This is a genomic window from Halolactibacillus miurensis (assembly GCF_900116255.1).
Classification (GTDB): Bacteria; Bacillota; Bacilli; order Bacillales; family Amphibacillaceae; genus Halolactibacillus; species Halolactibacillus miurensis.
In genome coordinates, this window is sequence record NZ_FPAI01000005.1 from 73,138 (window position 1) to 88,404 (window position 15,267).

Sequence of the window (15,267 nt, forward strand, 5' to 3'; positions counted from 1 at the left end):
TTCTAATGAAACGAAGATCAGTTACGATGATGATTCAATAATGCCTAAATGAATAAAGGCATCATATAAGCCCCCTTCATCAACAGAGGTCGTCTGATAATCGCTATAAGCGATTAAGTCAGGATGAGCGTTCCCCATCGCGATACCGGTACCGGCAAGTTTCAACATGTCTTTATCATTCATTCCGTCGCCAATGGCAGCTACCTGTTCCATGTTTAGACCTTCTTGTTTTACAATGGCTTCGATTGCTTTGCCTTTATTGACAGCTTGTTGAATAATATCATAGTGATTAGTCATACCTTCGACGTGTACTTCAGAAAAGAAAAGTGTCTCATCTTTTTGATATAAGTAGATGTTGTCTTTTGGACAGTTCATTAAAGTCATACCATATATATGACTTTTTTGATCATCGGTGTATAAAGCGTTGTACACAATACCGAAGTGTTGAATAAACGTTTGAACAAAGTCAGGTTCAAAAGAGGTAAACAAATTATGTGTGTCAGAATATAACACGATTTCTTGATTATGAGCTTGTGCGGTCTGAATCAAATCATCGACAACTTGTTCATTCATATGTTGTTCATATAGAACACGGTCGCCTTTTCTCGCATAAGCCCCGTTATATCCAACAACATTGGTAATGCCGAGTGTGTCCATTAATGGCTTTAGTTCATGTACCGGTCGCCCCGTCGCGAGCCATAGTTCAACGCCTTTTGCTTTAGCAGCTTTAAGGGCGGCGATGGTTTTGCTGTGAATCGATTGATCATGTCTTACGATAGTACCGTCAACATCGATAAAAAGGTGTGTGATCTGTGTCATGGTTATTCCTCCGGATAAATAATTAGTGAAATATAAGCTATATTTAAAACGCCATGTTCATCGCTTGTTCTTCCTCATATTCTAGTGTACCATGAAAAGGAATCATCTGTGTATTGTAGAACATCATGTAAGGGCATACATATTAAAGGAGCGATTTTTTTGGGTAGTTTTAATCAACAATTCATTTTATCGATTATTATTATCGTGCTAGGTTTTTTTATTAACCGTTTCGGCTGGTTGGGAGAGAATGAGGGGGATGGCCTCTCGCGTTTGATCATCAACGTTACCTTACCAAGCTTAATTATCTATTCGTTTCATGATTTAACAATTGAACCCTCCTTGTTAGTACTTGTATTGTGTGGCATTATTTATGGTTTGATCTTAATGGGAGTAGGCTACTTGTTTTTTCGTAAGAAAGTAGGCAAATCAAAAGGCATGTTGCTTATGATGATGCCAGGTTTAAATATTGGCTTATTCGCTTATCCTTTAGTAGAAGGCTTATTTGGCCAAGAAGGCATTCAGTTTTTTGGGATGCTTGACGTTGGGAATGCTTTAATTACCTTTGGTATGTGTTATGTCATTGGTAGTTATTATTCAGGTCAACATCAGGCCTTTGATTTTTTATCCATATTAAAGAAGTTAGGGCGATCGGTACCGCTGATGACTTATCTCGTCGTCTTTATCCTTTCAGTTCTAAACTTGCAGCTGCCTATGCTATTGATTGATACGGCGGAAGTCATTTCAAGAGCGAATATGCCGCTGTCTTTAATTGTGCTCGGGATGTTTATTCATATCCACATGGACAAGTCACAACGCCATGATTTACTATCGTTTCTATCAGCGCGATTTGGGGTGGGTATAATCGTTGGTTTGATTTGTTATTACATGCTACCGCTAAGTGAGATGGTAAGACTCACATTATTCATTGGGGCGATTCTTCCCTTGCCACTTGTCCACTTACCGTATGCGGTTGATTTTGATTATGATCGCCGCTTTGTCGGGACGGTATCCAGTTTTTCGCTTGTTATCAGTTTTCTATTGATTTGGCTCGTCGCGATGTTGATCGTTTAACTTGTTTATAAATGAAGAAATTTAATTTGCTTGAACCGTTTTTAATCACAAGATTTAAGGGTATAGTCTAGCATAATCGTTATAAAGTGAGGGGTTTATTATGGATGACTACTTAAACATTTTACGTGTATTTGAAGATAATGTCTTAAAACTAAAAAAGCGTTACCGCTGGCGTTTTGACTCAAAAAGTATTGCGCTCGTATCACTACAATTTGCGCTTAGTCATCAACCGCTAGATTTAAATGTATTTGAGCATGTTAGTCAAACGCTCAGTAAAAAACTATCGCCTTTCTCCACGTTAAAACAATCGGAACAGTACTTTATTGCTGCATCTTTAATTATTAAGACAGACGATCCGATCGCAGCGATTGATGATTTTTTAACGCAACAAAAAGCGTTAATGAAAGAGGGTATGATCAAAGAAACGGTCAGTTATTACTTAGCACTTATGTTAGTAGAGAAAAAGGCGCCGCTTTCTTCTGTAGGGTCAGCTAATCAGCTGTATCGCCGCTTAAAGCATCGACATAGCTTTATGCTAAATCGAACCATTTTTCCATTTGTATTTAAAATTACTGTCGAACAACAGCATAATAAACGCTTGCAAGATGAACAAGCTGTTGTTGAAGTGATTGAATCGAATTATGATCAATTAGTCAAACATGGGTTTAAGGCGGGGACGCACCTTTATGTCATGAGTATGGTCTTTTCATTACCGGCCTTCCGTCACCATTTAAGTCATGCGATTCAGTTATTCAAACAGTTAAGTGAGGTAAACTTTACGATAGAACCAGAACAATATCTCTCGTTTGCGATTTTATCACATTCATCTTTTGAGAAGAAACATGTAATTGAACTGGAGATATTAGTTAATGACTTAGTGAAACGAACGAAAATTAAGCAAGATAAAAAGTTTCAAAAACAGTTAGCGATGCATATGCTACTGATTGATTATTTGCCGCATCAAACAGGGGCGAGTCAAGACGTGCTGACGCTTGCGTACGAATTAATTGAAGTGGAGCACATGGCCATTATGTCGGCTGTGTCATCTAGTTCTATTGGGTTATATTAAAAATAATTATAGGGAAAGTAGGAGAAGATTATATGGCGCAAATGACGTGTCACTTTTTTTCAGATGTTTTACAAAAGCATACGGGAATGACTGTGATAATTCCGGAACAAACAAGCAACCAATATGGCGGGGTAAATAAAGACCAACAAGCAAAGTTACCTCTTCTTTATTTACTTCATGGCTTTTCCGATGATCATACGATTTGGAGCAGACGAACATCAATTGAACGCTACGCGGATGAACATGGGATAGCTGTTGTAATGCCTGATGGTGACCATAGTTTTTATACTGATATGCATCAAGGGAGAAACTACTTTACTTTCTTATCGGAAGAGCTACCTAAAAAAGTGGCCTACTTATTTCCGGTATCAATGGAACCTAAGGATACTTATGTCGCCGGTTTATCGATGGGGGGATATGGGGCGCTTAAATGGGCGTTAAGTAGACCGGACGCTTTCCATAAAGTCGCTTCGCTCTCTGGGGCTGTTGATATGGCGAGACTACGACAAGAACGCGAGACGGGCGATATGGGACCATTAATGGATCGCATTTTTGCGGATAAAGATATTACCGATACGACACATGATCTGTTTTACTTACTCAAGCAGTTAATCAACAATAAAAAGGATGTACCAGATATTTATCTTGCATGTGGAACAGAAGACTTTCTTTACGAGGATAATCAACGTTTAGCAGAACAGTTAACAGCCTATGACCTTCGGTCAAAAGTGACGTTTGATTCAGGTACCCATGAATGGGGCTATTGGGACCGACATATAAAAGAAGTGTTGGACTGGATGATGAAATGAAACAGATCTCATAAGTCTTGCGTGTATTCGAGACTTAAACCTAGCGGTCCCCAGCGATCTCTAGGTTTTTTTAATACCTATATATGTGTTAAACAGGACCAGTAACATCGATAGGTGTGGTAGACTATGGTTAATGAGGTGAAAATAATGACAATATTAGTGGTAGAAGATGAAGTGAAATTGGCACGTGCTTTAGAACTTGAGTTAAAGTTTGAAGGTTATGATGTGTTATTATGTCATGACGGGAAAGAAGCACTTCAACTTATGTTAGATCAAACGTTTGAATTAGTCATTTTAGACGTTATGTTACCTAATTTAAGCGGGATGGATATTTTGCGTCGCTTACGAAAAGAAAATGAAACATTGCCAGTGATCATGCTGACAGCGCGTGATCAAATTTATGATAAAGTGAGTGGCTTAGACTACGGTGCGAATGATTATATTACCAAGCCGTTTGAAATTGAAGAATTGCTTGCTAGAATCAGAGTGCAACTGCGCAAGAATCCATTAGCGCTTGAGACCGATCAAGCAGATCAATTAGCTATCAAAGATGTCGTGATTTATTTAAGTACTTACGAAGTAAAGAAAGATGACCGACTTGTTGAATTAACGAAACGAGAATTTGAGTTAATGGCTTATTTAGCGAGGAATAAAAATCACGTGTTGACTCGTGATCAACTCTTGGCAGAAGTGTGGGGATATGATTATATGGGCGAGACAAACGTCGTTGATGTCTATGTCAGATATTTACGACAGAAGTTAGGTTATGAGCTGATTGAAACGGTGCGGGGTGTCGGTTATATGGTGCGGAGTGAATAAAGATGAAACTGAAGACAAAGCTTGTCTTATTTAACACGCTCGGCTTTCTCTTGTTTTTATTTGTGATTGAAGCGCTCATTTATTTTAGTTTTATTCAAATTATGACGAGTCAAGAAATCGACCGGATTGAAGCGCAAGCGACGACATTACTTGAAGCTTTTGCTCAAGATGAGGTCAGCAATGTAGACCCGGCCCAATTATTAAAAGCTTATGTTCCCGCTGATGGGATGATTCGTCTCATAGACGATGAAGGGGAGATTATTCAAGTCGTGACACAAGATGAACGCTTGACGAATCTTGATGCCTCATTTATTAATCGATCAGCGACAGAAGAATTCACTATCGAAGATGGTGAGCGCTTTGCTAAAGTATCTGTGCCAATTATTTATGTCGATCAACAAGTAAGAGCGCTCGAATTAGTGCAACCACTCAAATATATTGATGATGCCCTCGATGTCTTAATGCTCGTGCTCATCTTAAGTTTTTTCATTATGATCATTCCGGGTGTATTAATTGGGAAGACAATTGCCAGACTCATCATTCAACCAATCGAACGATTGTCGCACGCGATGCAACATAATCAAACGGATGGGAAGTGGGAAACGGTCGAATTTAGTGATCGGAAAGATGAACTTGGACAAATGGCGCTTAACTTTAATGAAATGAATACCCGACTTAAGTCAATGTTTGATACACAAGAACAGTTTGTCGCCAATGCTTCGCATGAATTAAAGACTCCCCTAGCGGTGATTAAGAGTTATGTAAGGTTGATGGAACGTCAAGGGAAGATTAATCCAGAGGTGATGGAAGAATCACTTGAAACGATAAATGATGAAACAGACCGTATGCATCGCTTAATCCAACAAATGTTAACGCTCGTATCAATTGAAAAAGGTGAGAGGTTTACGTTTGAACAAGTATCTTTAAGACCGCTTTTAAAACAAGCGAGTAAATCCATTGCTTTAGCTTTTGACCGAACCATTGCGCTAGATATGGTAGAACAAGAGATAACGATTGTTGGTGATCAAGAGAAGCTAAAACAATTGGTCTATATTTTGTTAGATAATGCTCAGAAGTATTCAGAAGCCGCTATTATGTTAAGGTTAAAACAAACGGCGACTGAGGCGATTATTGAAGTGGAAGATAAGGGTGAAGGATTAAGTGAACAAGATCAATTAGCTATTTTTGATCGGTTTTATCGTGTGGATAAGGCTCGTGCACGCGAAACCGGGGGAACAGGTCTCGGTTTAACGATTGCCAAAGCGATTGTTGACCAACATGATGGGCGGATTGAAGTAGCGTCAACCTTAGGTAAAGGGACGACATTTCGTATCTTTTTACCATTCTAACCATCTTCTCATTAATTTCTCATGAAGCCTTTACAGTGCTTTCATCTTCTATTGCTATACTAAAAGTAACAAAGGGAGGATGATAAAAATGAAATCAACAATGGTAAAAGTAATCGGAAGTCTTGTCGGTGGGCTGGCTGTCTTTCTTATCAGTGCGTATGTATTCCAATATGCTATGGGCACAACAGAAGCTAAGATGTCGATCGAAGAGATTGAGTCGCTTGCTAGCGAACGCTTTCCTGGAGAAGTAGTCGAAGTTGAATATGATGACAACACGTACGAAATTGAAATTAAAATGGATACGCAGTCATTTGAATTGGTATTAGATGCAACAACGGGAGAAATCCTTTACTTAGAAGAAAAGAATCATTCCGTCGCAACAGCGAATGATCGTGAACAAGCGGATCAACCTAAACAAGAAGCAACTGCTGATCAATCAGGTGAAGTAACAACGACAGATGAAGAACAAGTAGATACATCTACTGACTCAGATCCTGCCTCTGAATCTGACAGCTCAACTGTTGATGGAACGACAGATGACTCAAAAGAACCAGTGTCAGAACAAGAAGAATCGAAAGGTGATGAAGAACTGTCATCTAATCAATCGATTCCAAATGAAAATGCCTCCGATGTAGCTAAAGAAACAGTAGCCAATACACCGGCTGTTATGATTAATCGAGGACAGGCACAGAAAATCGCAAGAGAAAAAGCAAACAATGCAAAAGTGACTGAAATTGAACTTGAAGAAGATGATGGCATGACTTACTATCAAGTCGAACTTGAAAATGATACGCATGAATTTGAAGTAGAGATTGATGCTTTTACCGGAAAAGTGCTCATTATTGAGATGGAGCAGCGCGATGACCAAACAACCGCTAAAAGTCAAGTCATGTCACGTGATGCTGTGCGTCAATTATTAACTAAAAATTATGCGGACTATCGAATTGAAAAAATAGAGTTAGATAACGATGATGGTCGTATGGTATATGACATTGAATTAAAAGCTGGTCGGGTAGAAATTGAGATGGCATTAGATGCTGTCTCTGGCGATGTTTTAGACTTTGATAAAGAAGTAGACGACGAAGATGATCGGGATGATGATTAAAGTAAAAGGGGCTAAGGCCTCTTTTTTTCTTTTTTAAAACAACGCCATTATGGTGTAAGTCATTGATCACGATGGGTCATCTCACAAGTATATGCGGGGTTGATAAATAAAAATAATCAACAAAAAAAGGAAGCGACAGAATCGCTTCCTTTGTGTGTTAGGTCTAATTAGTTCTTTTCAACGTTAGCTGCTTGTGGTCCGCGGTTACCTTCTTCGATATCGAAAGTTACTGCTTGTCCTTCTTCAAGTGTTTTAAAGCCATCGCCTTGGATTGCTGAGAAGTGTACGAATACATCGTCTTGTCCTTCTACTTCGATAAATCCAAAACCTTTGTCTGCGTTAAACCATTTTACTGTACCTTGTGCCATATTACTTTTCCTCCTAGTGTGGTTATTCCACACAATTGTATTACTATTCTTGCTCAAGCATCAAAACGAAAACTTTCACGTTGCTAGTTACTTGAAGTGTTTTTGCAGTCGAACAAAATAGCTAAGTTCATTATAGCAGGCGTTTTTAATAAATGCAACCCTATCGGAAGAGAAATTGTTGCTTTCGTCTATAAAATTCTGACTTTTTTTAAAAATATAGAAATGAAGCTTGATATGATAGGGTTTAGCACGGTAAAAATAAAAGAAAAAAATATAAATTTATTTTGAGATAGCGCTTGAATAGCACGTTTTTTCGTTGGCTTCATCATTTTTTAGCTATATAATGAGAGGAAAAGGTTGCGTAAAAAGACGTGAACCTATAATATAAGTAAGTGATTTAACTGTACGGTGGATTTAACAACAAAGGGGAAATGATTTATGTCAAACAAACCATCCATTTATGGCTTAACGAAAGACCAATTAACCGATTGGTTTTTAAGTCAAGGATTAAAGAAATTTAGAGCGACACAAGTGTGGGATTGGTTATATGTTAAACGTGTTAAAAACTTTGAAGATATGACGAACCTACCTAAAGACACGCGTGATTTATTAGAAGCGCATTTTACGATCGGGACATTAGAAGAAGAGATCAAGCAGGAATCAAAAGATGGGACAATTAAGTTCCTATTTAAATTATCAGATGGTAACTTAATTGAAACAGTTTTGATGCGTTTTTCTTATGGTCTATCCGTATGTGTGACAACACAGGTTGGCTGTAACATCGGCTGTACGTTTTGTGCCAGTGGGTTATTAAAGAAGAATCGCGACTTAACGAGCGGTGAAATTGTTGAACAAATTATGAAGGTGCAACATGCCCTTGATGAAAAAGGTTTAGATGAACGCGTGAGTCATATCGTTGTGATGGGTATTGGCGAACCATTTGATAACTATGATCATACGATGGCGTTCTTACGTATCGTAAATGATCAAAAAGGATTATCGATTGGTGCACGGCACATTACTGTTTCAACAAGTGGTCTTGCGCATAAAATCAGAGATTTTGCTGATGAGAACTTACAAGTAAACTTAGCTGTCTCACTCCATGCACCAAATGATGAACTAAGAACGTCTATTATGAAGATCAATCGAGCTTTCCCGATTCAAAAGTTAATGGACAGTATTGATTATTACTTAAAAACGACCAATCGACGGATCACATTTGAATATATTCTTTTAAAAGATGTGAATGATCATGTGAAAGAAGCAAAACAATTGGCGAAGTTATTAAAAGATAAACGTCATTTGAGTTATGTGAATCTCATTCCGTATAATCCTGTTGCTGAACATAATCAATATGATCGTAGTGAAAAGAAACAAATTTTAGCTTTCTATGAAGCCCTACTTAAAGAAGGGATCAACTGCGGGGTCCGAGTTGAACAAGGGTCAGACATTGACGCGGCCTGTGGTCAACTGCGCAGTAAACAAATGAAAAAACAACAAGCTTAACTAAAAGACAAAACCTATGAGCATCATTCTAGGTTTTGTCTTATTTTTGTGGATGTATTAAACGTGCTGTTGATACTACCATAGCATTCCTTCAATTTATAGGAAGCGTATGTGAGAAAGTAAGAGACATAAATATTTTGACAGAAAGATCTAATCCTTGTATACCCATAGGGGTATATAAGGAGGGGTTGTATGACTCAATCAATATTTTTATATAGCATCATTATGCTATTGACAGCTTTATCATGGTTTAAGGACCGGCAAAAAACAAAAAAAGCGCTGATGAAAGCTAAAAATATGTTAGTCAAGCTCGCACCAGAGCTGCTAGCTATTTTACTGTTTGTCGGTTTAAGTTTATCCATATTCACACCCGAGACCATTTCATCATTGATCGGTGATCAATCAGGCGTTGTGGGTGTCTTCATCGCTAGTTTTATTGGATCATTTGCGATGCTACCAAGTTTTGTCGTGTTTCCACTGGCGGATACATTAGTGGACAATGGGGCAGGATTAGTCCAAGTATCAGCGTTTATTGCGACCCTTGTCTCTGTTGGTTTTGCTAGTTTACCGATGGAAAGAAAAATCTTCGGTAAAGAGTTTACGTACATGCGAAACTTATCAGCGGTACTCATGGCGTTTGTTTTTAGTTTCGTCATTTGGGTGGTGTTACCATGGCTATAATTAAACGCTTCCGTGCGCTGACCATCTTAAGTATTATCCTGCTTGGTTTGACATGGATCAGTCCTGACCGAGGGACGAATGCTTTATCACTGACAGGCGATAGCTTAATTGACATGTTTTCGTTACTACCACCTATTCTCGTCCTTGTTGGATTAATAGATCAGTGGGTTGATAAAAAAGTCTTAATTAAGTTTATGGGAGATGACTCGAAGTTTCTAGGTGTTATCGTCGCGTTGTTATTAGGAGGACTTGCGGCGGGGCCGATGTATATAGCCTTTCCAATCGCTATTACATTATTAAAGAAAGGTGCGAATATTCGTTATGTCGTGTTTTTCTTAGGGGTATGGACAACCGCAAAGCTACCGATTGTGTTATTCGAAGTGGCGGCATTTGGTTGGCAGTATACATTCATTCATGTGTCTGTTGGACTGATCTTCTTCTATTTTGTCGGTGTATTTTTCGAGAAGCGATTTGATCCAAAAACATTAGTAAAGGAAGATATTACAAGTAATGATAAATAGTCTGCTTAAAACCTCTCATGCGGTTTGTCCGTTTGAGAGGTTTTTTGTGAAAAAAACGTCGTCTTCTCTCAATTTGTATAAGAAAATAAGGTAAGGCATGCCAGGTCACTTTAAATGGATAAAAATAACGGGTGGATTTAAACAGAAAGAATGAAAGCTATTATAAATTAATTTAAGTAAATATATTGCGACCTGAAATGAATTGTGCTATTCTTTTGATAGCGATTAAGTGCAACCGTTTGCCTTAAGGTTTGTTATGGCTAATAATGTATCCGGTTGCAAATGATTTTATACTGTGGCTGATTTAGCGGTCATTCATAATTCGATTAACATGTAATGAGAGAAAAATAGTTATTTGTAAAAAATGCAAAATTGCGCAACTTTTTCATGAATAATATTAAGGAGGCATTAAAATGGGGAAATGGTGGCAAAATTCTACTGTCTATCAGATTTATCCACGTAGTTTTAATGATTCAAATGGCGATGGTATTGGAGATATTAACGGGATTACAGAGCGCTTACCGTACTTAAAACAGTTAGGTATTGAAGTCATTTGGTTATCACCGGTGTATCAATCACCGAATGATGATAATGGCTATGATATTAGTGATTATGAAGCCATTATGGATGAGTTTGGTACAATGGAAGATTATGATCGTATGTTAGCGGAAGCGAACCGGTTAGGATTAAAAATTATGATGGATTTAGTTGTAAATCATACATCAGATGAACATCACTGGTTTATTGAATCAAGACAAAGTAAAGCAAGTGAGAAACGAGACTATTATATTTGGCATGACCCAAAAACAAACGGTGAACCACCAACAAACTGGGCGGCCGCATTTGGTGGCAGTGTGTGGGAGTTTGATGAGGCAACGGGTCAATACTACTTACATCTTTTCAGTAAGAAACAACCTGATTTAAACTGGGAAAATGAAAATATGCGTCACGACATTTATCAGATGATGCGTAACTGGTTAGATAAAGGCGTCGCTGGCTTTAGAATGGATGTCATCAACATGATTTCAAAAGATCCGCGCTATCCAGAAGGTGAATTACTAAAAACGGGTTATAACGATGGCAGTCCGTATTATTTTAATGGACCGAAGGTCCATGACTTCTTACAAGAGATACATCAGGAAGTGTTGGCGGATTATGAAACAATCACCGTTGGTGAAATGCCCAATGTGAATGTAGACCAAGCGAAGCTCTATACAGGTGAGGACCGGAAGGAATTAGATATGGTGTTTCACTTTGATCACGTCGGCTTAGGTGACGGTGAACTCGGTAAGTGGACACCGAAAGAATGGAAACTTACCGAATTAAAAAAGATTTTCACTCGTTGGCAAGAAGGGCTCGACCAAGTGGGGTGGAATAGCTTATATTGGAGCAATCATGATCAACCCCGGGCGATTTCTCGCTTTGGTGATGACCGCGCGCAATACCGGGAAAAGTCAGGTAAGATGCTTGCGACGTGTCTGCATATGTTGAAAGGTACCCCTTACGTGTTCCAAGGTGAAGAGATAGGCATGACCAATGTAAAGTTTGATTCGATTGACGATTACCGGGACCTTGAGTCGATTAATGCTTATCATGAATTAACGGACAAAGGTTTACTGACAGAAGATGAGATGATAAGAGCGATTCATCAACGCGGCCGCGATAATGCGAGAACACCAATGCAGTGGTCAAGTGAGAATCATGCTGGATTTACAACGGGTGAACCTTGGATCAAGGTGAATCCAAACTATCCAGATATTAATGTGAAAGACGCATTAGCACGGGAGGATTCGATTTTTTATTACTACAAACAATTAATTGAACTGAGAAAGCAACATGAGATTTTTGTTAAAGGACGTTATCAGCTGCTTCATCCTGACCGTGAGGATGTATACGTCTATGAGCGCGTATTAGATGACCAAGTGCTTGTTGTCTTAACAAACTTTACGGACCAAGTTGTTTCAGTCGATATGACTGTTGATTTAACGAAGGCTACATGCTTAATTACGAATGAAACAGAAGCAATCAAACAAACAGAAGCTGGCTATACATTACAACCTTACGGGGCGTATGCTTTTTTGTTAAAACGCTAAATAATACTGTAATGAAGTAAGCTGTAATAGCCAACTTAACAGTGTAAGCTATTTAATAACAGTTTTAAAAAAATGAAAGAGATAATAGGGGTGCAGCAACATGACAAAGAAAATTTGGTGGAAAGAAGCGGTCGCTTATCAAGTGTATCCGCGTAGTTTTAATGATTCAAATGGTGATGGTATTGGTGATATTAGAGGGATTATTGAAAAGCTCGATTACTTAAAGAATTTCGGCATCGATGTTATTTGGGTCTCACCGATTTATGAATCGCCTAACGATGATAATGGTTATGATATCAGTGATTACCAGGACATTATGGCTGACTTTGGTACAATGGAAGATTTCGATGAGTTACTTAAAGAAACACATAAGCGTGGAATGAAAATCATTATGGACTTAGTAATCAACCATACGTCTGATGAACACCCGTGGTTTATTGAGTCACGTGCGTCAAAAGATAATCCAAAACGTGATTGGTATATTTGGCATCCGGGGAAAGACGGAAAAGAACCGAATAACTGGGAATCTATCTTTAGTGGCTCTGTTTGGGAACATGATGCACAAACCGATGAATACTATATGCATGTCTTTAGTAAAAAGCAGCCGGATTTAAACTGGGAAAATAAAGACGTACGAGATGCTCTCTATGATATGGTTAACTGGTGGTTAGATAAAGGGATTGACGGCTTTAGAGTCGATGCTATCTCCCACATCAAAAAACGTGAAGGTTTTCCTGACTTACCTAATCCAGAGAATAAGAAGTATGTCCCGTCATTTGATCATCATATGAATCAACCGGGGATCGATACATTCTTATCAGAGTTCGCCCAAAAAACATTAAAAAACTATGATATTATGACTGTGGGTGAAGCTAACGGGGTTACGCTAGAAGATGCAGATAAGTGGATTGGCGAAGAAGATGGTTATTTTAATATGATCTTCCAATTTGATCATTTAAGTCTTTGGGGGACAAGTGTGGACGGCGGTCTTGATTTAGACGCCTTAAAAGCCGCTTTAACGAAATGGCAAGTTGGCTTAGATGGCCATGGTTGGAATGCGTTATTTTTAGAAAACCATGATCAACCGCGTTCGGTCTCAACGTGGGGGAATGATACCGATCTACGTCAAACATCCGCAAAAGCACTTGCGACCCTTTATTTCTTAATGCAAGGGACGCCGTTTATTTATCAAGGCCAAGAGATTGGGATGACCAATGTCCAGTTTGATTCAATTGATGATTATAATGATGTGGCGATTAAGAATCGTTACAAACATGAAAGAGAAGACGGCAAGTCTCATGAAGAAATCATGGCCTCGATTTGGAAAAACGGCCGCGATAATTCACGAACACCGATGCAGTGGGATCAGTCGCCTATGGCTGGCTTTACGACGGGCACACCTTGGCTTAAAGTGAATCCAAATTATCCAGATATTAATGTGAAGCACAACGTTGAAGACCCACATTCGGTCTATCATTACTACAAACGGTTAATTGAAATAAGAAAAGCGAGTGATGTATTAATCTATGGTCATTACACGCTCATTGAAGGTGAACATGAACAAGTCTATAGTTATTTACGTCACGACGAAGAACATGACGAAAGGTATATCATTGTCGTGAACATGTTTGATGTGAATACAACCATCGACTTTACCGGTGACTATGAGCTGGTCGATTGTGTCTTATCAAATTACGTTGTAACAGAAAAGACGCTAAATCTTCACTTACGTCCTTATGAGGCGCGGGTCTATAAAGTCTTACCGAAAAAATTAGTGTAACAAGTTAATTAAACATTAAATAGCCTTCTTTTATAGTAAGATGAAAAAAACCAAGTGACGGGTAAAATCTCGGCCACTTGGTTTTTTGTTTTTTAATCCCACTTAAACGGGGTTTCTTGATACACGTAATAGTTTAACCAGTTTGAAAACAGTAAATAGGCTAGCGAACGCCAGCGATTTCTAGGGGTGGCATCCGTATTGTTATTAGGGAAATAGTTTACCGGTGCATCAATTTTGATGCCTTTATTTAAGTCGCGAATAAATTCTTCATTTAAAGTATCGGCATCATATTCGATATGACCGGTAATCATCACGTGTCGTTCGTCTTTTGAGGCGATCAGTAACGGACCGGCTTCTTTTGAATCATCTAACATCAAGAGGTCAGGGTGATGTTTCAGCTGGTCATAGATTGCATCCGTGTTACGTGAATGTGGCGCTAAAAATTCATCGTTAATGCCGCGCATCAGCTTATTTGTCGCTTCTATTCGGTTATGCATAAAAATCCCAGAGATTTTTTTCTCGCGAGGCTGTTTATTAATGCCGTAATGATGATACAGAGCTGCTTGTGCGCCCCAACAAATATGCAAGGTTGAAGTGACGTGGTCTTTGGTCCAGTTCATGATCTCTACCATTTCAGGCCAGTAATCAACGTTTTCAAAATCGAGATGTTCAACCGGTGCACCGGTGATGATCATCCCATCATAGTGACGTGACTTTACAGCTTCAAAAGTTTGATAAAACTTTTCTAAGTGTGATTTAGTGACATTTTTTGATTCATACGTAGCGGTATGAATGAAGTCTACATTGACCTGAAGTGGTGAGTTACTGAGTAACCTTAACAGTTGTGTCTCTGTACGTTCTTTTTCAGGCATGAGATTCAACAACAATAAATTAAGCGGACGGATATCTTGTGTCGTCGCTCGATCGGATTCCATAATAAAGATATTTTCTTTTTCTAATATCGGTCGTGCAGGTAATGCATGTGGTACATTAATAGGCAATCAAAATCCCCCCGTTCGTCAAATCTATTTGTCTATTATAGCTTGATTGACGTATGTATTCAATAAATAAAGAAAATTCAGATATAAACCCATCATTGTCTATTATAAAAGAGACAATGATGGGTTATATTAGATTTTTAAGCGATCAGGTAAGGTAACAATTGACTCAATTAATGTGTTGAGTTTCGTTTCAATCCGGTGTAGTAAATAAAAGGTCACTACAATCGGAAAACCTAAATCAGCGATTAATTGGATCCATTGAGGGTCCATTTAAAA

General features: G+C 38.5%; 15 protein-coding genes. 11 read left to right on the forward strand and 4 right to left on the reverse strand.

The features are described 5' to 3' along the window. Positions 1 to 21: 21 nt before the first annotated feature. Positions 22 to 819, reverse strand: a complete 798-nt coding sequence (locus tag BM390_RS04865; RefSeq protein WP_062322210.1) for an HAD family hydrolase — start codon at positions 817 to 819, stop codon at positions 22 to 24. 159 nt (positions 820 to 978) lie between these two features. Between BM390_RS04865 and BM390_RS04870 the strand changes: the two genes are divergently transcribed. The 6 genes from BM390_RS04870 to BM390_RS04895 all read left to right on the forward strand — a co-directional run bounded on the left by BM390_RS04870 (position 979) and on the right by BM390_RS04895 (position 7,041). After that, complete coding sequence (locus BM390_RS04870; RefSeq protein WP_089853121.1) at positions 979 to 1,890, forward strand: AEC family transporter; 912 nt, start codon at positions 979 to 981, stop codon at positions 1,888 to 1,890. Between the two features lie 100 nt (positions 1,891 to 1,990). Next, the gene (locus BM390_RS04875; protein ID WP_062322204.1) at positions 1,991 to 2,959 is read left to right on the forward strand and encodes a DUF4003 family protein; all 969 of its coding nucleotides are present in this window, start codon (positions 1,991 to 1,993) and stop codon (positions 2,957 to 2,959) included. Positions 2,960 to 2,991: 32 nt separating this feature from the next. Continuing rightward, complete coding sequence (locus BM390_RS04880) at positions 2,992 to 3,768, forward strand: alpha/beta hydrolase (RefSeq protein WP_062322202.1); 777 nt, start codon at positions 2,992 to 2,994, stop codon at positions 3,766 to 3,768. 147 nt (positions 3,769 to 3,915) lie between these two features. Beyond that, positions 3,916 to 4,587, forward strand: a complete 672-nt coding sequence (locus BM390_RS04885) for a response regulator transcription factor (RefSeq protein WP_089853123.1) — start codon at positions 3,916 to 3,918, stop codon at positions 4,585 to 4,587. A 2-nt stretch (positions 4,588 to 4,589) separates the two neighbouring features. Beyond that, complete coding sequence (locus BM390_RS04890; RefSeq protein ID WP_062322200.1) at positions 4,590 to 5,936, forward strand: sensor histidine kinase; 1,347 nt, start codon at positions 4,590 to 4,592, stop codon at positions 5,934 to 5,936. A gap of 88 nt (positions 5,937 to 6,024) precedes the next feature. Next, on the forward strand, positions 6,025 to 7,041 hold the full coding sequence (locus BM390_RS04895) for a PepSY domain-containing protein (protein ID WP_062322198.1): 1,017 nt from the start codon (positions 6,025 to 6,027) through the stop codon (positions 7,039 to 7,041). 167 nt (positions 7,042 to 7,208) lie between these two features. On the opposite strand, the gene BM390_RS04900 is transcribed toward BM390_RS04895, so the two are convergent. Further along, positions 7,209 to 7,409, reverse strand: a complete 201-nt coding sequence (locus BM390_RS04900) for a cold-shock protein (RefSeq protein WP_062322196.1) — start codon at positions 7,407 to 7,409, stop codon at positions 7,209 to 7,211. A gap of 438 nt (positions 7,410 to 7,847) precedes the next feature. On the opposite strand from BM390_RS04900, the gene rlmN reads away from it, so the two are divergent. From rlmN to BM390_RS04930, 5 genes are all read left to right on the forward strand, one after another. Continuing rightward, positions 7,848 to 8,915 (forward strand): dual-specificity RNA methyltransferase RlmN, encoded by a 1,068-nt coding sequence (gene rlmN / locus BM390_RS04910; RefSeq protein ID WP_062322191.1) that lies wholly within the window; start codon positions 7,848 to 7,850, stop codon positions 8,913 to 8,915. A gap of 192 nt (positions 8,916 to 9,107) precedes the next feature. After that, the gene (locus BM390_RS04915) at positions 9,108 to 9,596 is read left to right on the forward strand and encodes a hypothetical protein (RefSeq protein ID WP_062322190.1); all 489 of its coding nucleotides are present in this window, start codon (positions 9,108 to 9,110) and stop codon (positions 9,594 to 9,596) included. After that, complete coding sequence (locus tag BM390_RS04920) at positions 9,587 to 10,117, forward strand: permease (RefSeq protein WP_062322187.1); 531 nt, start codon at positions 9,587 to 9,589, stop codon at positions 10,115 to 10,117. The genes BM390_RS04915 and BM390_RS04920 overlap by 10 nt, the downstream gene beginning before the upstream one ends. Positions 10,118 to 10,530: 413 nt before the next feature. Next, on the forward strand, positions 10,531 to 12,210 hold the full coding sequence (locus tag BM390_RS04925) for a glycoside hydrolase family 13 protein (RefSeq protein ID WP_062322185.1): 1,680 nt from the start codon (positions 10,531 to 10,533) through the stop codon (positions 12,208 to 12,210). A 100-nt stretch (positions 12,211 to 12,310) separates the two neighbouring features. Then, complete coding sequence (locus BM390_RS04930; protein ID WP_089853125.1) at positions 12,311 to 13,990, forward strand: glycoside hydrolase family 13 protein; 1,680 nt, start codon at positions 12,311 to 12,313, stop codon at positions 13,988 to 13,990. A gap of 92 nt (positions 13,991 to 14,082) precedes the next feature. Here the strand turns inward: BM390_RS04930 and BM390_RS04935 are convergent, their stop codons facing one another. Further along, positions 14,083 to 14,991: a homoserine O-succinyltransferase gene (locus BM390_RS04935; protein WP_089853126.1), complete on the reverse strand. Its 909-nt coding sequence runs from the start codon at positions 14,989 to 14,991 to the stop codon at positions 14,083 to 14,085. Between the two features lie 129 nt (positions 14,992 to 15,120). Then, positions 15,121 to 15,261, reverse strand: a complete 141-nt coding sequence (locus BM390_RS04940) for a YvrJ family protein (protein ID WP_062322183.1) — start codon at positions 15,259 to 15,261, stop codon at positions 15,121 to 15,123. Positions 15,262 to 15,267: the final 6 nt, after the last annotated feature.